At 34.5% G+C, this 19,571-nt stretch carries 21 protein-coding genes; 10 read left to right on the top strand and 11 right to left on the bottom strand.

Going from position 1 to position 19,571, the window contains the following annotated elements; genetic code table 11:
• The first annotated feature begins 15 nt into the window (after nt 1–15).
• Entirely contained in the window at nt 16–192 is a 177-nt protein-coding gene (locus C8N41_RS16895; protein ID WP_170137082.1) for a hypothetical protein, read from the top strand.
• A 107-nt stretch (nt 193–299) separates the two neighbouring features.
• Here the strand turns inward: C8N41_RS16895 and C8N41_RS03590 are convergent, their stop codons facing one another.
• On the bottom strand, nt 300–929 hold the full coding sequence (locus C8N41_RS03590) for a 2OG-Fe(II) oxygenase (protein ID WP_115838250.1): 630 nt from the start codon (nt 927–929) through the stop codon (nt 300–302).
• A gap of 125 nt (nt 930–1,054) precedes the next feature.
• Between C8N41_RS03590 and C8N41_RS03595 the strand changes: the two genes are divergently transcribed.
• Both C8N41_RS03595 and C8N41_RS03600 read left to right on the top strand, forming a co-directional pair.
• Nucleotides 1,055–1,507 (top strand): 6-pyruvoyl trahydropterin synthase family protein, encoded by a 453-nt coding sequence (locus tag C8N41_RS03595; protein ID WP_115838251.1) that lies wholly within the window; start codon nt 1,055–1,057, stop codon nt 1,505–1,507.
• Between the two features lie 10 nt (nt 1,508–1,517).
• Entirely contained in the window at nt 1,518–2,270 is a 753-nt protein-coding gene (locus C8N41_RS03600; protein ID WP_115838789.1) for a UDP-2,3-diacylglucosamine diphosphatase, read from the top strand.
• On the opposite strand, the gene nrtS is transcribed toward C8N41_RS03600, so the two are convergent.
• The 5 genes from nrtS to C8N41_RS03625 all read right to left on the bottom strand — a co-directional run bounded on the left by nrtS (nt 2,267) and on the right by C8N41_RS03625 (nt 7,196).
• Complete coding sequence (nrtS, locus tag C8N41_RS03605) at nt 2,267–2,491, bottom strand: nitrate/nitrite transporter NrtS (protein ID WP_092445697.1); 225 nt, start codon at nt 2,489–2,491, stop codon at nt 2,267–2,269. The two genes, C8N41_RS03600 and nrtS, sit on opposite strands and share 4 nt — an antisense overlap.
• A 64-nt stretch (nt 2,492–2,555) precedes the next feature.
• Complete coding sequence (locus tag C8N41_RS03610; protein ID WP_115838252.1) at nt 2,556–3,827, bottom strand: MFS transporter; 1,272 nt, start codon at nt 3,825–3,827, stop codon at nt 2,556–2,558.
• A 3-nt stretch (nt 3,828–3,830) separates the two neighbouring features.
• Nucleotides 3,831–4,928 (bottom strand): OmpA family protein, encoded by a 1,098-nt coding sequence (locus tag C8N41_RS03615; RefSeq protein WP_115838253.1) that lies wholly within the window; start codon nt 4,926–4,928, stop codon nt 3,831–3,833.
• 69 nt (nt 4,929–4,997) lie between these two features.
• On the bottom strand, nt 4,998–6,689 hold the full coding sequence (gene recJ, locus C8N41_RS03620; protein WP_115838254.1) for a single-stranded-DNA-specific exonuclease RecJ: 1,692 nt from the start codon (nt 6,687–6,689) through the stop codon (nt 4,998–5,000).
• Nucleotides 6,690–6,773: 84 nt separating this feature from the next.
• Nucleotides 6,774–7,196 carry an OsmC family protein gene (locus C8N41_RS03625; protein ID WP_092445688.1) on the bottom strand — a complete coding sequence of 141 codons (423 nt, stop codon included), beginning with the start codon at nt 7,194–7,196 and terminating at the stop codon, nt 6,774–6,776.
• Between the two features lie 68 nt (nt 7,197–7,264).
• Between C8N41_RS03625 and C8N41_RS03630 the strand changes: the two genes are divergently transcribed.
• The gene (locus tag C8N41_RS03630; protein WP_115838790.1) at nt 7,265–7,867 is read left to right on the top strand and encodes a carboxymuconolactone decarboxylase family protein; all 603 of its coding nucleotides are present in this window, start codon (nt 7,265–7,267) and stop codon (nt 7,865–7,867) included.
• A gap of 17 nt (nt 7,868–7,884) precedes the next feature.
• Nucleotides 7,885–8,658, top strand: a complete 774-nt coding sequence (locus C8N41_RS03635) for a toxin-antitoxin system YwqK family antitoxin (RefSeq protein ID WP_115838255.1) — start codon at nt 7,885–7,887, stop codon at nt 8,656–8,658.
• Nucleotides 8,659–8,665: 7 nt separating this feature from the next.
• Here the strand turns inward: C8N41_RS03635 and C8N41_RS03640 are convergent, their stop codons facing one another.
• The 4 genes from C8N41_RS03640 to rsmI form a co-directional block, all read right to left on the bottom strand.
• Complete coding sequence (locus C8N41_RS03640) at nt 8,666–9,229, bottom strand: uracil-DNA glycosylase family protein (protein ID WP_115838256.1); 564 nt, start codon at nt 9,227–9,229, stop codon at nt 8,666–8,668.
• A 3-nt stretch (nt 9,230–9,232) separates the two neighbouring features.
• Nucleotides 9,233–10,594 (bottom strand): dihydrolipoyl dehydrogenase family protein, encoded by a 1,362-nt coding sequence (locus C8N41_RS03645; RefSeq protein ID WP_115838257.1) that lies wholly within the window; start codon nt 10,592–10,594, stop codon nt 9,233–9,235.
• A gap of 90 nt (nt 10,595–10,684) precedes the next feature.
• Nucleotides 10,685–11,029 carry a HopJ type III effector protein gene (locus tag C8N41_RS03650; RefSeq protein WP_115838258.1) on the bottom strand — a complete coding sequence of 115 codons (345 nt, stop codon included), beginning with the start codon at nt 11,027–11,029 and terminating at the stop codon, nt 10,685–10,687.
• 4 nt (nt 11,030–11,033) lie between these two features.
• Nucleotides 11,034–11,705 carry a 16S rRNA (cytidine(1402)-2'-O)-methyltransferase gene (gene rsmI / locus C8N41_RS03655; RefSeq protein WP_092445679.1) on the bottom strand — a complete coding sequence of 224 codons (672 nt, stop codon included), beginning with the start codon at nt 11,703–11,705 and terminating at the stop codon, nt 11,034–11,036.
• Between the two features lie 91 nt (nt 11,706–11,796).
• Here rsmI and C8N41_RS03660 point away from each other — a divergent pair, with 91 nt between their 5' ends.
• Nucleotides 11,797–15,207 (top strand): DUF7933 domain-containing protein, encoded by a 3,411-nt coding sequence (locus tag C8N41_RS03660; protein ID WP_115838259.1) that lies wholly within the window; start codon nt 11,797–11,799, stop codon nt 15,205–15,207.
• On the opposite strand, the gene C8N41_RS16900 is transcribed toward C8N41_RS03660, so the two are convergent.
• Nucleotides 15,204–15,962: a hypothetical protein gene (locus tag C8N41_RS16900; RefSeq protein WP_092445675.1), complete on the bottom strand. Its 759-nt coding sequence runs from the start codon at nt 15,960–15,962 to the stop codon at nt 15,204–15,206. The two genes, C8N41_RS03660 and C8N41_RS16900, sit on opposite strands and share 4 nt — an antisense overlap.
• Before the next feature lie 188 nt (nt 15,963–16,150).
• On the opposite strand from C8N41_RS16900, the gene C8N41_RS03670 reads away from it, so the two are divergent.
• The 4 genes from C8N41_RS03670 to C8N41_RS03685 all read left to right on the top strand — a co-directional run bounded on the left by C8N41_RS03670 (nt 16,151) and on the right by C8N41_RS03685 (nt 19,560).
• Nucleotides 16,151–16,798, top strand: coding sequence for a thymidine kinase (locus C8N41_RS03670; protein ID WP_092445674.1), 648 nt, complete (start codon nt 16,151–16,153; stop codon nt 16,796–16,798).
• A complete protein-coding gene (alr, locus tag C8N41_RS03675; RefSeq protein WP_115838260.1) occupies nt 16,791–17,900 on the top strand; it encodes an alanine racemase in 1,110 nt (369 codons plus the stop codon). Before C8N41_RS03670 ends, alr begins: the two co-directional genes overlap by 8 nt.
• Before the next feature lie 82 nt (nt 17,901–17,982).
• Nucleotides 17,983–18,384 carry a large conductance mechanosensitive channel protein MscL gene (gene mscL / locus C8N41_RS03680; RefSeq protein ID WP_092445670.1) on the top strand — a complete coding sequence of 134 codons (402 nt, stop codon included), beginning with the start codon at nt 17,983–17,985 and terminating at the stop codon, nt 18,382–18,384.
• A gap of 186 nt (nt 18,385–18,570) precedes the next feature.
• Nucleotides 18,571–19,560 (top strand): aspartate-semialdehyde dehydrogenase, encoded by a 990-nt coding sequence (locus tag C8N41_RS03685; protein WP_115838261.1) that lies wholly within the window; start codon nt 18,571–18,573, stop codon nt 19,558–19,560.
• Nucleotides 19,561–19,571: the final 11 nt, after the last annotated feature.

Here is a 19,571-nt window from a genome sequence, read left to right on the forward strand (position 1 = left end):
TTTTAAATTCTATAAATGAGCTTTCTAATAACACTTTTACAAGACGTTAATATAGACGAAAAATTAAAGAATGCGCCAGATAATGCCTATAGTATTGGTGTTTTTATTGGTACACTCTTACCATTTGTAGTATTGGTTATAATAGCATTTTTAATTTATAGATATAACAAAAACAGATTTAAAGACGAATAGTATGGATATTCTAAGTTTTTTAGGCGGAAACGGCTTATTCCTTTTATTAGGGTTAGTTCTAATAATTGTATTTTTTTATAACAAATATAAAAGACGTTAATACAGCTTTATCTTGTTTTTAACCAACCTGTAATACTTAGTCTTTGGGTATTAACAGGTTTTACTTCGTGCTCTAATTCTTGACTTTCAAAAATAACAATTTTCCCAGGAAAAGGATAAATTACTTGGTCTTCGCGATCTAAATAAAGTACTAATTCTCCTCCATTTTTAGGTTGCCAATCCTCACTATTCAAGTAACATACAAAAGACAATCGACGTCTGTCATCATTTTGAAACGTATCTAAATGACGTTGATAGTAAGTGCCTTTAGGATAAATTGCATAATGAAACTCTTTCTGATTAATCCCGAGAAAACAGGTACGATTAAGATAGTCTTTTAAATCGTTGATTTTATTAAAGAATAATTTCTCAGCAGTATTTACCACATGTTCATCAATCCAAAGGATAATATCACCACGGACTGCTTTTTTTATCAATGCATTGGTTTTATTTCCAATTGCCGATTTTTTAAAAGCATCTTCTTCATATTTTAGAAGCAATGAATGCCGCAAAGCAATCACTTCATCTTCTGAAAAAAAATCATCAACAATACTATATTTTTGCGATGAAATGTCTGAAATTATTCGCTCATAAAGCGGATTTTCAACAAACGGAATAGCTTCAAAAAGGCTATTCACCGTGACTTCTAAAGAAATTTAATAGAATCATATTTCAAAATATATTTAAAAAAAGTGCGCAAATGTAATCTAAAAAGCCATTCCTTTTACATTTATAATATCTTTGCAAGATAATTTAGAACTACATGAGCAAAATTCGCATAACAAAACAATTTTCTTTTGAAACAGGCCACGCCCTTTACGGTTACGATGGGAAGTGCAAAAATGTGCATGGCCATAGTTACAATTTACACGTAACGGTTATTGGTACTCCAATAGCTGATACTTCAAATGTGAAATACGGCATGGTGATTGATTTTGGTGATCTGAAGAAAATCGTAAAGGAAGAAATTGTTGATGTTTTTGATCATGCTACCGTTTTTAACAAGAACACACCTCACGTGGAGCTGGCTAAAGAATTAGCTGATAGAGACCACAATGTATTGTTGGTAGATTACCAACCTACAAGTGAAATGATGGTTATTGATTTTGCTAAAAAAATTAAAAACCGTTTACCAGAAAACATAAAACTACATTCCTTAAGATTGTCTGAAACAGCGTCTTCTTACGCAGAATGGTATGCTAGTGACAATGCATAAATCTAAACACATACAAATCGCTAAGGGGCAAAAAATCTATTTTGCATCCGATAACCATTTAGGAGCTCCAACATCTGAAGCGTCAAAGCCACGTGAAAAAAAATTTGTGGCTTGGTTAGACGAAATAAAAGAAGATGCCGCTGCGATTTTTTTAATGGGAGACCTTTTTGATTTTTGGTTTGAATATAAAACCGTCGTCCCTAAAGGATTTACAAGAACGCTGGGGAAACTAGCCGAAATTAGTGATTCTGGGATTCCAATTCATTATTTTGTAGGCAATCATGATTTATGGATGAGTGGCTATTTTGAAGAAGAACTCGGAATTACGGTATACCATAAACCTGAAGAATTTACGTTTAACCAAACAACCGTTTTTGTAGGTCATGGTGATGGTTTAGGTCCGGGAGATAAAGGCTACAAACGCATGAAGAAAGTGTTTACAAATCCTTTTTTTCAATGGTGTTTTAAATGGATGCATCCCGATATTGGGATTAAAATCGGGCAATATATGTCTGTAAAAAACAAAATGATTTCAGGTGATGATGATGCTAAATTTTTAGGTGAGGATAATGAATGGTTAGTGGCGTATTGTAAACGTAAACTACAAGATAAACATCGTGATTTCTTTGTGTTTGGTCATAGACACTTACCTTTAGAAATTCAATTAAATAAAACTTCTAAATATATTAATTTAGGCGACTGGATTCACTATTACACTTATGGTGTTTTTGATGGTGAAAAATTTGAGCTGAAGAAATATTAATTCCGTCCTGTTTTTACTTTAACAGAAGCATAGGTCGATACAGAATAAGGCACCACAAAGCATAAGCCAAGTTTTAACCAATTTACTTTTTCAAAATTGAGATGATATAACAAGTCTCCTTGGTTGATAATATTTAAAATACAACCCACTACTATTGCGACTTTAATTGAAGAGATAACGATATCTTTTTCCAATGCTATTTTAAGCAGTTTTAGAATCATGCAAAATGAACTATTAAAAGTTTGATGGCAAAAGTAGTAAAATTGACAAGGCTTAAAAGTGATTTTACACTCCATCTTTTTCGTGTTCCTCAATATCTTTAGAGAGATCGAGTTCGCGTAAAGAAGTGTTTTTAATACTCATGGTTGTCACAGTAATAAGCGTTACTGTACCACCAAGAATTACCGCTAAAGGAGCACCAAATAGTTTTGCCGCAATACCACTTTCAAGCGCACCAAGCTCATTAGAAGACCCAACAAACATAGAATTTACAGCACCGACCCGTCCTCTCATGTCATCTGGAGTTTTAAGTTGAAGAATCGTTTGACGAATCACCATAGATACTCCATCAAATACACCAGATAAAAATAAAGCAATAAGACTAAGCCATAATAGTTTTGAAGCTCCAAACACAATCATAAAGATTCCAAAACAAAACACTGAAATTAAAAGTTTTTTTCCCGTGTTTCGTGTAATCGGAAGATAGGTGGTAGCCACCATGGTAATTATACTTCCAGAAGAAAGTGCAGCGTTTAAAAACCCGAATCCTCTGGGACCTGCGTCTAAAACGTCTTTTGCAAATACGGCAAATATAGCAACAGCTCCACCAAACAGAACAGCAATCATATCTAAGGTTAAAGCTCCTAAAACCACTTTATCGTTGAAGACAAATTTTAGCCCCACTTTTAAACTATCCAAAACCGATTCGTCCGTTCTTTTATTGAGAATAGGTTTCTTTTTAATACCAAAAACTAAGATTAAGGACAGCATTACTAAAAGAAATATAATTCCGAGGGTATGATGCACACCAATCCAAGCAATTAAAAAGCCTCCACATAAAGCTCCAAATACACTGGCTCCTTTCCATGTGCTACTGCTCCACGTTGCCGCATTAGGATATATTTTTTTTGGAACTATAAGTGCAATAAGAGAGAAAATAGTAGGCCCAAAAAAGGCTCTTAAAACACCACCAAAAAACACTAAACCATAGATGCAGTATAGAATATAGTTTACTTTTAGCGAACTTTCAATAGTTTCTGAAGTGAGCCAAAACAGTCCAAAACTTATCAATGAGAATAAGGCTATACAAATGGTGAATAAGTTGCGCTTTTCCTTTTTGTCAACTATATGACCCGCAAAAGGAGCGAATAAAAATGCCGGTAGAAATTCACACAGGCCAATGATGCCAAGGCTTAATTTATCATTAGTTAATGCATATACTTGCCACTCAATAACAATAAATTGCATAGACCAACCAAACACCAAGGCAAATCTAACTAGCAGAAATATATTAAACTCTTTGATTCTTAAGGCTGCGTAAGGGTCGTTTTTTGCCAATTTCTAGTCTATTATTTTAAACGTTACACGTCTATTTTGTTGTTTACCTTCTTCTGTGTCATTGGTAGACACAGGTTGCGAACTTCCATAACCAAAAGATTCTATTCTCGAAGTATTTAGACCTTGTAAAATTAAATAATCTGCCACAGCTTTTGCACGTTGCTCAGATAATTCTTGGTTTCTATTTTCTGAACCTATAGCGTCTGTATGACCATAAATTTCCACCTTAAAATTAGGATTTCTTTTTAAATGTGAATATAACTGATTGAGTTCTTCTATTGATTCCTCTAACAATTCAGCTTTGTCAAAGTGGAATAATACATTTTTTAAGGTGTAGATTTCGTTGGTTTTAATGGTAGGTTCTTCAACCGTTTCTAAAGTTTCTTTTTTAACGTACTCTTCTTCTTTTACTAAGGGTTCTATTGAAACATCATCGATATAGTAATAGGAAAACGATTCATATTTAGTTTGTCTAGCTTTACTTTTTTTAGTGTCGGCATTCGTATTAAAATTTCCTATAGCAAAGTAATTTTCAAAACCGTGTGCAGTATACACAAAGGAAACCTCCATCCAGTCTTTGTCGTTATCGTAAAACTCTTTGTGGAAAGTTGGTCGAAATGTTAAATTAGGAATTCGTTTCGCAAAGTTTCTTGCATTGATACTTGTTTTACTTTTGGATGCATTGAATTTTTCGGAAGTCATCATCATTCCCAATTCTTTAAGTGCGTATCTTGAATTTTCTGCTAAACTGATATAGAATTTTACTTGATATTTCTTTCCTCGTTCTAAAGTAGATTTTAAGGTACCTTGAATATATTCTCTATAGTCTTTCTTAAAATACGCATATATTCCAGCATAGCCATTTCCAGTCCTAGCTTTTTGATAACCATTGAAGTTTTGAACTCCCATTTTCTCACTACAAGAATTAAAATAATCTGTTGTACCATTATTAGGAATCGTCCAATTTTTTACATTTCTATGAAAAAAACTGATGCCATTTGGGCAATCGTAGAAATCCTCAAAGCTTGGATTTTCAACTAAGTTTTGACCCGTTGCTATAAAACCACAAAAAAGTAAGAGCAATACGATTAGTTGTTTCATGTTCAATTAACGGAAAAAAGGTGTGTTATATTTTAAATCTTCATGGTTTCAAAAAACTTGAAAGATTTATTATTCTTTTATATCCTTCAGTTTCAATTGTAAACTCACATTGCCATTCCAATGGTTTTCATCAATAGCGTAGGCAGCACTAAATGGTCTTTTGCTTTTAATAATCTCTATTTTATTACCTAAGCCAAAACCTATACAAACCATTTTATCATTAAAAGATTGCGTTGCGGTAATGCGTAAATGTTTATTGTCTTCACCGACGCATTTTCCCCAACCTGTGTCTTTAAGATTTTGAGACATAAAGGTTGGTGACATATTACCAGGGCCAAAAGGTGCAAATTGTTTTAGAATTCGCATTAATTTATCATTGATTTGTCCCAGTTCTATTTCCATATCAACGTTAAGCTCTGGTGTTAATAACTTAGGGTCTATAGTTTCTTTAACAACGCTTTCAAATTTGGCCTTAAACGCGTCATATTTTTCAGGTAATAAGGTTAAGCCAGCAGCATATTTATGACCGCCAAATTGTTCTATATGTTCAGAGCAAGCTTCCAAGGCATTATACACATCAAAGCCTTTTACAGATCGAGCAGAAGCAGCTAACTTATCTCCGCTTTTTGTAAAAACAAGAGTCGGTCTGTAATAGGTTTCAATTAAGCGCGATGCTACAATACCAATTACTCCCTTATGCCATGATGCGTCGTAAACAACCGTAGTAACCCCCTCTTGTTCCTTGTTTTCTTCTATTTGTATCAAAGCTTCTTCCGTAATCCGTTTATCGGTTTCTCGACGGTCGGTATTAAAATTATCGATTTCTACGGCATATTTTGCGGCAAGATTAAAGTCCGTTTCGGTTAATAAAGTTACAGCATGGTTGCCATGCTTCATTCGGCCTGCAGCATTAATTCTTGGAGCAATGATAAACACCACATCAGTTATGGTTAGTAGGTCTTTTTTAACCTCTGCAATAATGGCCTTCATTCCTGGTCTAGGGTTTGTATTTATAACCTTTAATCCCATATAAGCCAAGGCTCTGTTTTCTCCTACAATAGGTACAATATCTGCTCCGATGGCTGTAGCAACCAAATCGAGATATGCGGTTAAATCTTCTACCGTTTGCCCTTGGTTTGAGGCTAAAGCGGTAATTAATTTGAAACCCACTCCACAACCACATAATTCTTTAAATGGATAATCGCAATCGTCGCGTTTTGGGTCTAAAACCGCAACAGCTTCTGGAATTTTATCACCTGGTCTATGATGATCACAGATTATAAAATCTATACCTTTTTCTTTGGCATAGGCGACTTTATCTATAGCTTTTATACCACAATCTAAGGCCACTATTAGCGAGAAGCCATTATCATCTGCAAAGTCAATGCCTTGGTAAGACACACCGTACCCTTCGTTATATCGATCTGGAATGTAAGTGGCAACCGTATCCGTTCTTGTTTTTAAATAGGAAGACATTAAAGCCACAGACGTTGTGCCATCGACATCATAGTCACCATAAACCATTATATTTTCACCTACCTCAATAGCCTTTTCAATTCTGGTAACAGCTTTATCCATATCTTTCATGAGGTAAGGATCGTGAAGTTCTTTAATACTAGGCCTGAAAAACATTTTAGCAGCATCATAAGTTTCTATACCTCGTTGCAATAATAAAGTAGCAACAATATCATCTACCTGAAGTGCTTTTTTTAAAGCTTCAACTTTTTCTGAATCGGGTTTTGGTTTAAGTGTCCAACGCATCTTTGATATCCCCTCGAGCGCAGTCGAGCGGTTAATTTAATATGAATTTAAGGTCTCGACTGCGCTCGACCAGTGAATTCTCGTTTAATTATTATGAAAATGAATATGTGTTTCGACCTTAGCAAAACGACGAAACATTTCCATAACTCCACAGTATTTTTCAACCGATAAAGTTACAGCACGTTCACATTTTTTTTGGTTTAGATCTGCTCCATAAAAATGATAATCTACAACCACAGTATGATAATACTTTGGGTGCTCATCGGTTAATTCTCCTGATACATCCATTTTAAAATCATCAATTACCACTTTCATTTTATCTAAAGTAGAAATAACATCTAAGCCAGAGCATCCTGCTAAAGACGATAACATCATGGCTTTTGGTGACAGCCCATTTCTGTGATCGGTACCAGCGATGTTCGTATCCATAAGGACGGTTTTTCCACTTGGATTATCAGATTCAAAGGTTAATCCGCCTTTCCAACTTGTTGTGATTTTATGTTGCATAATGTATAGTTTAAAACGTTATAAGTATTATCTTGTTACTTCAAAAATACGACTTAAAAAAAATAAATATGGCATTAGTAACTCCATTATCTGCTGAGCACGATCCTGAGACCAAAGAATTAGCTGAATTTTTTAATGAAACACTTGGGTTTTGTCCAAACTCAGTACTAACTATGCAACGCAGACCCGCTATAAGTAAAGCTTTTATTAATTTGAATAAAGCGGTTATGGCTAATGAAGGACGCGTAACTTCGGCCTTAAAACGAATGATTGCTTGGGTGAGTAGTAATGCTACTGGTTGTCGCTATTGCCAAGCGCATGCCATTAGAGCTGCAGAACGGTATGGAGCAGAACAAGAACAGCTAGATAATATATGGGAGTACCGAACACATTCTGCTTTTAACAACGCAGAACGTGCAGCTTTAGATTTTAGCTTAGCCGCAAGCCAAGTGCCCAATGCTGTTAATGCAGAAATTAAACAGCGTTTATATCAATATTGGGATGAAGGTGAAATTGTTGAAATGTTAGGAGTTATTTCGTTGTTTGGTTACCTTAACCGCTGGAATGATTCTATGGGAACCACTATTGAAGAAGGTGCTGTAGAAAGCGGCAATCAATACTTAGGAAAACATGGGTTTACTGTTGGAAAGCACGATGGATCTCTGTATTAATTTAACGACATCTAACTATGAAATTATCTAAGCTTACTTTTCTATTTTTAATACATGTTTTATTGGTACTTGGTTGTAAATCTTCTGAAAAGGATAAGAATGATGATTCTTTTACTTTTATTGGAAGAAATGCCTATACTATTAATGTGTATAATGGATTAGAATATTATAGACTAAATGAAACTCAAAAGTTTATGGATGGTTATTACGTTGTTGGTGATAAGATGTCTAAATGGGAAGAATTTGAATTTAAAGACGGTTTATTAAATGGAGATTATATTGTTTTTCATCCTAATGGCGAAATGTTTTCTCATACAAAATATTCTAACGGTAAAAAAAATGGAGATGAACTGATGTATTATCCTAATGGAGTTTTAAATAGTAAAAAGACCTATAAAAATGATGTTTTAGTAGGAAATAAGTATTCTTATTTTGATAGCGGAAAAGTACAGTCCGAATCTAAAGTTGTAGATGGTGAATCGGTTGAAACACTTCATTATAATTTATTAGGAAATATTGTTTCTCAGCGCTTTATAAAGGATAGTAGAACAATTACACAACGAATTGTAGAGGGTAAAATTTATTCGGAAATGGTGTCTTCTAATTATGACAGTTACGAAACTATAAAGTTTTTTAATGAGGATGGAAGTACTAAGATTTATCTGCAAAAAGAGGAAGTAAATGGAACTTTTTATATTTTAGAACTCGATGATAATGGAGATGAAATCTTAAGAGTTGATGTAAAAGCGAATCCAGATGCTGCGATGAAATATTTTCAGTACTTGAAATAGGTAGATCTTATAATAATTCTGAAATTTTTTCTCTTAGTTGAGGTACTACTAATTCTTCAAACCAAGGATTTTTAGCGCGCCAAAACCGGTTAGTTGGTGATGGATGTGGTATAGGAAAATATGTAGGTAAGTAGTTTTGATAATCGCCAACACGTTCTGTTAGCGTTTTTTTATCCTTTAAATAATAGTTTTGTGCATAAGCTCCAATTAAAAGAATTAGTTCAACATGAGGCATCTTATCTAACAAGGCTTTGTGCCACTGTGGTGCACATTCTTTTCTTGGAGGTAAATCTCCTGTTTTACCTTTTCCTGGATAACAAAATCCCATAGGCATAATAGCAAAATTATTAGTATCGTAAAATTCTTCTTCTGTAACATTGAGCCATTGTCTTAATTTTTTTCCACTTTGATCATCCCAAGGAATGCCCGAAGCATGTACTTTTTTGCCTGGTGCTTGGCCAATTATTACAATTTTAGATTTTGGATTTGCGGTTACCACAGGTCTCGGTCCTAAGGGTAAACAGGTTTTACAGAGGGTACATTGGCTGATGTTGCGAAGTAATCCTTTCATGTTTTAATCGACATCGTTAAGCATGTTTTTTAAATCGTTAGTATAGGATGGATAGGTAAATATTAGCTTCTTAAATTCATTAACCGTTAAGCCCTTGTTTATGGCTAAAGTAAATATATTAATGGTTTCATTGGCCTGTGCGCTTAATAAATGTGCTCCAACTATTTTTTGAGTACGCTCGTTAACTACAATTTTATAAGCGTAGGCAGCCGCATTTTCTTTTTTAGCGTTGTACCAGTCGGAAGCATCCTCTTTATAAATGTTTACATTTTTATATCTGCTTTGGGCTTCTTCTTCTGAATATCCAACACTTGCTATTTGCGGTTTTGTAAACACAACTGATGGTACTAATGGGTTTTCAAATTCTTTAGTATTCCCTTGGATTATGTTGTGTGCTGCTATATGCCCTTGTAGTCCTGAAAGCGGTGTTAAAGCCAAAGATTTACTAGAAACATCTCCACAGGCATATACATTATCGTTACTTGTGCTTTGCATAAAATCGTTAACTATAATTCCAGATTCATCACTTTTTATTTGAGCTTTTTCTAAATCTAGAACTTCTGTAGCTGGTACACGACCTGCCGTATTAAAAATTTTTCTAGCCTTTATCGCTTTTGTTTTACCGTCTTTTTCATACGTCAGTTTTAAGTTTTTCTTCAACTTTTCTATTGAGATGGGTTTGGTCTTAAACATAAATGTGACTCCATTGTCTTCTAAAGTCTTCATTAATTTCTTAACCAAATAAGAATCAAATTGACTTAATGCCGTATCACCAACCTCAACCATGGTTACATTGCAGCCAAGTGTAGAAAGCATGTAGCAAAATTCCATACCAACATATCCTGAACCTATAAAAATCGCTGATTTCGGTATTTTTTTTAACTTCAAAATAGCATCGCTTGTTTTTAATAAATCCGATCCTTTAAATTTTAACGACCGTGGAACATAACCTGTAGCAATAACAAACTTGTCAGCAGAGATGGTTTTACCTTCAACGATAACTTCATTTTTACTAATAAATTTTGGAGACTGATGGTATAAATCAATACCCAAATCTATTAAGTCATTTTCGGTCGAGGATGGTATGGGTTTAGTAAAAGAAGTTTTAAATTTTTGAACTTTTTTCCACTTAATTTTAGGTGCTTTTTTTATTCCTAAACCTTCGAGTTGATGGGAGTGTTTTACTAAATCTGCAAATTGCATAAGTATCTTTTTAGGATCGCAACCTCGTGTGGCACAGGTACCTCCAAATTTACGGTTGTCTGAAATTGCCACAGTTAATCCAGCTTTTGCACATGTTGTAGCTGTGGTTTGTCCTGCAATACCACTGCCAATTACAAATACGTTATAATGTTTAGTCTCCATAATTTTAATTTGAAGTAGAAAATTAAAGAAAGTAAAAGATTACGACTGATGCTGTAGCTTTAAAGGTTAACCCAATTGCTAAAGGTATCTTTATTTTTTTTGTAAAGGAAAAGTTTCAAAATGTAGCCCGTTGAAGCCTGTTTTTATAAAATTTCGGATGTTTTGATGTCCTTTTCCATCCGGATTTATTAAAACATCTTCAAAATAATACTTGCCAAAACAAGCTAAGGTTTCTTCTACAGTTAATTTTTGATCCATAGCAAAAGCAAACAATTTACAAGAACCTGAATTTTGATTTTTAGCATTTTCTAAAGTTCCATTGGTGAAAGCTGTTGGTGTAAAATTGTAATGGGCTTCTATAATTTGCATCGTTTCAGAAAATTCAATCTCACCAGGATTAGATTTTAACTGAGTTAAAAAAGCGTTTAAAGTCATAAGTCTATTTGTGTTTCCCTGCGACAACAATTACAATTTCGCCTTTTGGTGGCTTATTGGTGTAGTATTCTAAAACTTCTTTTGCAGTGCCTCTAATGGTTTCTTCGTACAACTTTGTTATTTCACGAGATACAGAGACTAAGCGGTTGTCTCCAAAATAGTCGCAGAAATGGCTGAGTGTTTTAATTAGTTTATGCGGACTTTCGTAAAAGATGATGGTTCTTGTTTCTTCGGCTAGAAGTCGTAAGCGTGTTTGTCGTCCTTTTTTGACAGGCAAAAAGCCTTCAAAAACAAATTTATCGTTTGGTAATCCGCTATTGACTAGAGCTGGAACAAAAGCAGTAGCGCCTGGTAAGCAATCGACTTCAATGCCTTGTTCTACACACGCTCTTACCAATAAAAAACCAGGATCTGAAATGGCTGGAGTACCAGCATCACTAATGACTGCGATAGTCATTCCTGCTTTTAGTTTTTCAATTAATTGGTTCACCGTTTTATGCTCGTTGTGCATATGGTGACTTTGCATCTGTGTAGTAATCTCAAAATGCTTTAAAAGTTTTCCAGACGTTCTTGTGTCTTCAGCCAATATTAAATCGACTTCTTTTAAAACGTCGATTGCTCTAAATGTAATGTCTTTTAAATTTCCAATAGGTGTAGGAACAAGGTATAGCTTCATGTTTCAATAAACTTAATATCAAATTTACAATCTTTTCTATATCTTAACGCAACCAATTGTAAGAATCTACATCTTATATAAAAAACTATCTGTGTTAAAACCGCTTAATATCTTACTCGTTTTACTATTTAATATTTGTCTGTCGTATAGTCAAACTGCAGACTTATCCATTGCAATTGAAGCCCAAAATTTAAATGGAACAGCGGTCTCACAGGTGAATATTTATGAAGATTTTCAATATGTGATTACCGTATTGAATTCTGGAAACTCGGTTGATAACGCTTCAATATCTATAAATTTTGATACGGATTTAACGATTAATTCATATGCTTCTCAGAACAATATGAATGGAGCATCTGATATTAACAATATTAATATTGTAAATAATGTTTTAACAGCTTCGATAGCAACAATGCCTAATAATTCGAGTGTGGAATTGTTGGTGTTGCTTACGGCTCCTACTAATTTAGGCGGTATTGCCGCAAATGGAACAATTAGTCCTCCAGACAGCGTTGAAGATATTAACACAAGCAATAATCAATCTATAATATCTATTGATGTTTTGGATATAGATATTGATTTTGAGGTTACGCATACGCAACTTATACCGCAAGAAGGAACAGCGATTAATGCTTGGGGTGATTCAGTGACTTATCAATTTACAATTACAAATAATAGTGCTATTGATTTTCCGCTAACAGAGATTCAAGGTAATTTGATTTTAGTATCGCCAAATGAGAATGGTCAGCCCTTTGTGGAATTTATGTCGTTAGAATGTATTGGGACAAGTAACGGCACGGTGTGTCCTGATTTATCAGATGTCTTAGGTACTTCTGCAACTGTTTCTGGTTCAAGTTCGTCACTTCCAACCACACTATTTTTCAATGATGTTGAACTTGAAATAACATCTGGTGGAAGTATAACATTTGAAATGGTTTATCGCTACTCAAATTTTTCGTGTTCTGTAGATCCTATGCCAATTCAGGTGAATAGTTTTATTAAGATTTCGATAAATCATCAAATGCTCTCATCAGTAAATTCAAATTTTGTAACGACGCATTTATTAGAGGCCAACTTATGTCCAGAAACTGATATTTGTATTGAAACTGTTCAGGTGGATCCTGTGCCTAATGCTACTATAGATTATAACCAGGAAATTACGTTAATAACTACTGTGTGTAATATGGGTTCTGTAGAAACACCAATGCGGTTTTTTCTTCAGAATTTAAGTTATCCTATAGTGACATGGAATATTGTGTCTGTTAATTGCATGGGCACATCTGGGCCTGTTTCATGTGGTGACTTTACTCTAACTACTGAAGGACAAGTTTGGACGAGTAATAGTTTTATGTTACAACCCAACACGACCATTACTATAGAGACCGTAATAGAATATGTTCAACCAGAATGTAATACAAATGCTTCACCTATTCCTGTAGTTATAAGAAGCGGTACTAATATTTTAGACTCACAATTGGTGGATAGTAACCCGATGAACAATTATTTTTCAAATGAATTACAATTACCTCCTGTTCTTAATGCTTGTGTTGCATCTGATTTGCAAGTAACTAAAGTGCAAACAAGCCCAGAATTACCAAACGGCAGTTCCACCAGTAATACCATAGAATGGGGTTCAGTGTCTTATGAGATAACGGTTTACAATGACGGAGATGCCGATGCCATTATTGAAGTTAGAGATTTCATGCCAAGTGTTAATAGTGAGGACGTTTCTATATATGGACGGTTAATTTCTGTAGAATGTTCAGGTACAACAGGCACAGCATCTTGTTTTAATATGGAGCATGTCAATGTTGGTGAGTTATTAGATGGAGTAGTTGAAGACGGAGTCGCCGATACGTTTTGGCAAATTATACCTGAAGATAATTGGGAGTTGCCAGCAAATAGTTCTGTTAGTTTTAATGTAACTGTAGATTGGTTGCCTGAGTGTTCAACGAGTGCTATTAAGGCGACTAATCGCGTTTCTGCCTATTATGTGAATGATATAATTGATAGTATTATTACAAACAATGAAGCCGACGTTGATACTTATTTTGCTCCTTGTGTAGATTTAGTAACCCAAACTTACCCAGAGTTTACACAGGTGAATACAAATCAAATATTTAATTGGGTTATCGATATAAGTAATAGTGCAACCAGTTCTAACGCTACAGATGTTCTTTTTGAAGATACACTTAATGACGCGTTTACTATCGTTGGAGATCCTACTTGCAGTGTTGCTTCAGGGATAGCATCATGTATCTCAAATTTTGAGATTACAGGAAATTTTGTTTCGGGAATAATTCCTAATATGGAAGCCGGTTCCACAGTTAAAATTGTTATTCCTGTATCTGCTCCAAGTTTTGGTGGAGCCTTTAATAATATAGCGGAAGCTATACCTAGTGCTGAGAATAACGAAGAATTAACACCTGAGACTAACATTTCTATAAACAGCGTGCAAGTTATAGCTCCTGTTTTGCAAAAGTCATTTGTGCCAGAAACTATTTTTGAAGGAGGTGAAAGCGAGCTTATATTTACAATTTATAATATTGCTTCTAATCCAGCCCAAACCCAAATCTCTTTCACAGACAATTTACCTAATGGTGTTTTACTTTCGAGTGTACCCAATTGGATTGAGTCTAATGGAAGCACAGCTACACTAATAGGTGCCATAGGTGATACTTTCGTCGGTGTTGAAAATTTAGTTTTTGCAGAGGGAGTTGAAAGCTGTACGTTTTCGGTAATGGTAACTTCGGAATTTGCAGGTTCTTATCTCAATAATTTTCAGAATTTCTCTGATAACAATAATATAGACACATCTCAAACCAGCGCTACTTTAAATGTAATTGTTGATGCCTCTGATGTTGATATTGAAATTATTAAAACGGTAACTCCAACTGATGTCGTTTTTGGTGAAGAGGTGTATTTTACAATTACCGCAACAAATTTAGGCACAACGACAGCAACTTTAATCGAGGTGATTGATATGTTGCCTCAAGGCTATGAATTTGTGTCAGCAACCGTTAGTTTTGGAGTTTTTGATGAAGCTTCGTTTATGTGGCATATTCCATATTTAGAATCTAATTTCTCAGAGACGCTTACCATATCGGCTAAGGTCTTGTCTTCGAATAACCTTACTAATTTAGCCGTATTGCAGCATGTTAATGAAATCGATAGAGATTTAACCAATAATGAAGATGAGGCTACGGTTGAAATTTCTAATTGCTTAATTATACCTGAAGGTATTTCACCTAATAATGATGGCAAAAATGATAAACTCGTGATTCCGTGTATAGAAGATTACTCCGAGAATACATTTAAAATATATAATCGATACGGCACGCAAATTTACGAAGCAAAAAATTATGTAAACACCTGGGATGGCAAAGCCAATATGGGACTTTTAAAAAGCTCCAAGATGTTGCCAGTAGGCACCTATTTCTATGTGTTAGAGATTAATGGTATACAACAACCTTTTGTAGGGTATGTGTATCTAAATTATTAATTAAATCGGCCTTCAACAAGTTCTATAAAACGTTCTTCGTACTCTTCTTTTCCCTCCCAATTATTATAGTCTGGTTTTACCATTTCTAAAATTAGTTTTCTAGCCTCACCTAGTGTAGGTGTTGTGTTAATTTGAGAAATAACACGATCATAATCTTCACTTTTACCTTCAAATAGATGCTTTGTAAAGGCTAGTTTGTCGTTGAGACCTATACTTAAGCGTTTACCTTTTAGCTTATCGTTAAGGGATTTTTTTTCAGTTTCAGATTCCCGTTTTTTAGCTTCATCAATAGGTTCAAATTCAGGTATGGTATCAAAACCAGAGGTAATCGATTCAAAATCTGAAGAAGAAGGAGATGAAGGATTTTTTTCAGTAGGTATGGCTTTTTCTAAAATAGGATCTTTTGGTGTCTCTTCCTCTGGCATGTGTGCCACTAAGTCTTTAATTTTAGACATTACAGGTTCCATGATGTCATCGTCCTTAACCTCGTCTACATTAATATACGTTCTATCTTCAACTTCAACGTTATCACTTACTTTATTGTTAAAGGCTGTATCTAGCATATCAAAAAAGGAGGAGTCATGGCCTATCGTTGGCATTCGGTCTTCAAAATTTTCTTGAGCAAATTTTAAAACGGTTAGTTTTTCATACAACACGGCAACTTCCTCATGCATTTTATAAATATCTTCTCTACCTTTTAATTTTAGAATTCTATGGGCAATACTAACTAATTCGGACTCTAATTTCTTTTTCATAGTTCTAATTATTTTTTATTGAAGAATTATTGTGTTCACCAAGCATTGGAAATCAACTTATAATTCTAATATCGAAGGAATATAATTTCTTTATTCTCTTTTCGTAAGTTTTGCTTTTGATTTTTAATAAATTTGCGTGACCTTTATAAAAACGGAGTTAGACTCCGATTTAGTGCTAAAATTACAAAATGTTTCTCGAAAATACAGTAAATCATAAAGAACAATTTGGGTGGATTGAAGTCATCTGTGGATCCATGTTCTCAGGTAAGACCGAAGAGTTAATCCGACGACTAAAACGAGCGCAATTTGCAAAACAAAAGGTGGAGATTTTTAAGCCGGCTGTCGACGTACGTTACGATGAAGATATGGTTGTCTCTCACGATGCTAATGAAATTCGTTCTACACCAGTACCAGCTGCAGCAAATATTCCAATTCTAGCAGATGGCTGTGATGTGGTAGGTATTGATGAAGCTCAATTTTTTGATGACGAAATTGTACGCATCTGTAACGATTTAGCCAATAAAGGTATTAGAGTCATTGTGGCTGGTTTAGATATGGATTTTAAAGGTAATCCGTTTGGGCCAATGCCTAATTTAATGGCAACAGCAGAATACGTTACTAAAGTCCATGCCGTTTGTACTAAAACCGGAAATTTGGCACAATACAGCTATAGAAAAGCGCTAAGTGACGATTTGGTTTTACTCGGAGAAGTTGATGAATACGAACCGTTAAGCCGAGCAGCATATTATAAATGCATGCAACGCGAAAAAATAAGACAAATGAAGGTAAAGGATGCCGAGGAAATTGATTCTAAAGACGAAAATCCTAATGTCTAATGCTTTAGAAACCATACTCGAAATTGATTTAGGTGCACTTACACATAATTTCAATTATTTAAAGTCGAAGGTTCAACCACAAACAAAATTTTTAGCTGTTGTAAAAGCCTTTGCCTATGGTAGCGATTCTGCAGAAATAGCAAAGCACCTCGAAAAATTGGATGTTGATTATTTTGCAGTTGCTTATGTAAAAGAAGGTGTGGCTTTAAGAGATGCTGGTGTAACCACACCGATTTTAGTACTGCATCCACAGTCTGTTAATTTTAAAACACTTATTGATCGCTGTTTGGAGCCAAATCTTTATAGCGCTCATGTGCTCGATGAATTTATAAAAATTGCAGAAGGCTTATCGCAAAAGGGATATCCAATTCATATCAAATTTAATACTGGGTTAAATCGTCTTGGTTTTAAAGAAAGCGATATTGAGTCCATTACGTCTAAAGTTAAAAATACAACAGCAGTGGAAGTGAAATCTATATTTTCACATTTGGTAGCCAGCGAAGACAGTAATGAAAAAGATTTTTCTAAACTTCAAATAGAAAGATTTAATGCTATTGCTAAAACCTTTGAAGAAAAAATAGGGTATCAACCCTGGATGCACTTATGTAATACCTCTGGTATTTTAAATTATCCTGAAGCACATTTTAGTATGGTCCGTTCTGGTATTGGACTCTACGGTTTTGGTAATTCTACCAAAGAAGATAAAAACTTAAAGCCAGTGGCTAGCTTAAAATCTGTGATTTCTCAAATTCACGAGATTGAAAAAGGGGAAACAGTAGGTTACAATAGGGCTTATGTATCAGAAGGCTCTGAGAGGTCTGCTACTATTCCGATAGGTCATGCAGATGGAATAAACCGCATTTATGGCCATGGAAAAGGCTACGTTATTATTAATGGCGAAAGAGCTCCTATTATTGGCAATGTTTGTATGGATATGATAATGGTAAATGTTTCAAATATAGCTTGTAAGGAGGGAGATGAGGTTGTTGTTTTCGATGCGACTTATCCTGCAAGTGACTTAGCAGAATCAGCGCAAACCATTTCTTATGAAATTTTAACAGCCATTTCCCAACGTGTAAAGCGTATTGTAAAGCCCGAATAGGAAATCGTTTTTTTAAAATGTGACTTTTTTAATTACCTTGTGTCTTATTAACTTAATAACTAACTATTAAAAACACGAGATTATGTTAAAAGAATTTAAAGAATTTGCAATGAAGGGCAACCTTATAGACATTGCAGTTGGTTTTGTAATGGGTGCTGCTTTTAAAGAAGTAGTCACAGCATTTACTGGAGGTATTGTTTCTCCATTAATTGGTATGATTTTCGATTCAGACTTTAAAGCATTGAGGTACCAATTAAAAGAGGGAACGCTAAATGAGGCTGGTGAAACAGTAGGAGCAGTTTTCTTAGAATATGGTACATTCTTAACTAATGTTATAGACTTCATAATTGTTGCATTTGTAATGTTCCTCGTTGTAAAAGGAGTTAATAAAATGAAGAAGAAAGAAGAACCAGCTCCAGAAGCACCTGCAGGTCCATCTGAAATAGATTTACTAAAAGAAATCAGAGATTCTTTAAAGAAATAATTTATAGATAGCGTCACCGCTACACTACTTAAATTTTAACTAAACCCAGGCCGTAACGGTCTGGGTTTCTTTTTGTATTGTAAAATTAATAATTAAAGGATCTTATTTTTATTACATTTTTAAGACCTATTAACAGCATTTACTTAAAGAAATATTATAATTTTGAAAGTTCTAAATAAATGATTTATGAAAGTAGCAATTGTAGGTGCAACAGGCATGGTAGGTAATGTAATGCTCCAAGTATTAGAGGAACGTAATTTCCCTTTAGATGAACTATTATTAGTGGCTTCAGAGCGTTCTGTAGGTAATAAATTAAAGTTTAAAGGAAAAGAGATTGAAGTCATAAGTATCCCTTCTGCTATTGAAAAACGTCCAGATATTGCATTGTTTTCTGCAGGTGGTAATACGTCCTTAGAATGGGCACCAAAATTTGCTGAGGTTGGTACAACAGTTATTGATAATTCTTCTGCTTGGCGAATGGACTTATCTAAAAAACTTGTGGTTCCAGAAATTAATGCGCATACATTAACTCATACAGATAAAATTATTGCTAACCCTAACTGTTCTACGATTCAAATGGTAATGGCATTAGCGCCACTTCATAAAAAATATAAAATTAAACGAATCGTTGTGTCAACGTATCAATCCGTGTCTGGTACAGGTGTAAAAGCAGTTGAGCAAATGGAAAATGAAATTGCTGGTAAAAAAGGAGAAATGGCCTATCCATACCCAATTCATAAAAATGCGATTCCACATTGCGATGTCTTTGAAGATAATGGCTATACCAAAGAAGAAATGAAGTTGGTAAACGAAACGCAAAAAATTCTTAATGATAAAACTATTGCAGTAACAGCTACAGCAGTGAGAATACCAACAGCAGGAGGTCATAGTGAAGCTATTAATGTAGAATTTGGAGAAGATTTTGATTTAAGTGAAGTAAGACAATTACTTAGTGAAACTGATGGAGTAACGCTTCAAGATAATCTAGATGTCAATTTATACCCAATGCCAATGTATGCACACGGTAAAGATGATGTTTTTGTAGGTCGTATTAGGCGCGATGGTTCACAACCCAACACATTAAATCTTTGGGTAGTAAGTGATAACCTTAGAAAAGGTGCCGCAACAAATACGGTTCAAATCGGAGAATATCTTATAAAAAACGGTTTGGTTTAGTACTAAAAACG

It is taken from the genome of Winogradskyella sediminis, assembly GCF_003387355.1.
Classification (GTDB): domain Bacteria; phylum Bacteroidota; class Bacteroidia; order Flavobacteriales; family Flavobacteriaceae; genus Winogradskyella; species Winogradskyella sediminis.

Coding starts and splice junctions, on each gene's coding strand:
- C8N41_RS16895 (WP_170137082.1), top strand. CDS start 16: ATGAGCTTTCTAATAACACTTTTACAAGACGTTAATATAGACGAAAAA.
- C8N41_RS03595 (WP_115838251.1), top strand. CDS start 1,055: ATGAGCAAAATTCGCATAACAAAACAATTTTCTTTTGAAACAGGCCAC.
- nrtS (WP_092445697.1), bottom strand. CDS start 2,491: ATGATTCTAAAACTGCTTAAAATAGCATTGGAAAAAGATATCGTTATC.
- C8N41_RS03615 (WP_115838253.1), bottom strand. CDS start 4,928: ATGAAACAACTAATCGTATTGCTCTTACTTTTTTGTGGTTTTATAGCA.
- recJ (WP_115838254.1), bottom strand. CDS start 6,689: ATGCGTTGGACACTTAAACCAAAACCCGATTCAGAAAAAGTTGAAGCT.
- C8N41_RS03625 (WP_092445688.1), bottom strand. CDS start 7,196: ATGCAACATAAAATCACAACAAGTTGGAAAGGCGGATTAACCTTTGAA.
- C8N41_RS03630 (WP_115838790.1), top strand. CDS start 7,265: ATGGCATTAGTAACTCCATTATCTGCTGAGCACGATCCTGAGACCAAA.
- C8N41_RS03635 (WP_115838255.1), top strand. CDS start 7,885: ATGAAATTATCTAAGCTTACTTTTCTATTTTTAATACATGTTTTATTG.
- C8N41_RS03640 (WP_115838256.1), bottom strand. CDS start 9,229: ATGAAAGGATTACTTCGCAACATCAGCCAATGTACCCTCTGTAAAACC.
- C8N41_RS03645 (WP_115838257.1), bottom strand. CDS start 10,594: ATGGAGACTAAACATTATAACGTATTTGTAATTGGCAGTGGTATTGCA.
- C8N41_RS03650 (WP_115838258.1), bottom strand. CDS start 11,029: ATGACTTTAAACGCTTTTTTAACTCAGTTAAAATCTAATCCTGGTGAG.
- rsmI (WP_092445679.1), bottom strand. CDS start 11,705: ATGAAGCTATACCTTGTTCCTACACCTATTGGAAATTTAAAAGACATT.
- C8N41_RS16900 (WP_092445675.1), bottom strand. CDS start 15,962: ATGAAAAAGAAATTAGAGTCCGAATTAGTTAGTATTGCCCATAGAATT.
- C8N41_RS03670 (WP_092445674.1), top strand. CDS start 16,151: ATGTTTCTCGAAAATACAGTAAATCATAAAGAACAATTTGGGTGGATT.
- alr (WP_115838260.1), top strand. CDS start 16,791: ATGTCTAATGCTTTAGAAACCATACTCGAAATTGATTTAGGTGCACTT.
- mscL (WP_092445670.1), top strand. CDS start 17,983: ATGTTAAAAGAATTTAAAGAATTTGCAATGAAGGGCAACCTTATAGAC.
- C8N41_RS03685 (WP_115838261.1), top strand. CDS start 18,571: ATGAAAGTAGCAATTGTAGGTGCAACAGGCATGGTAGGTAATGTAATG.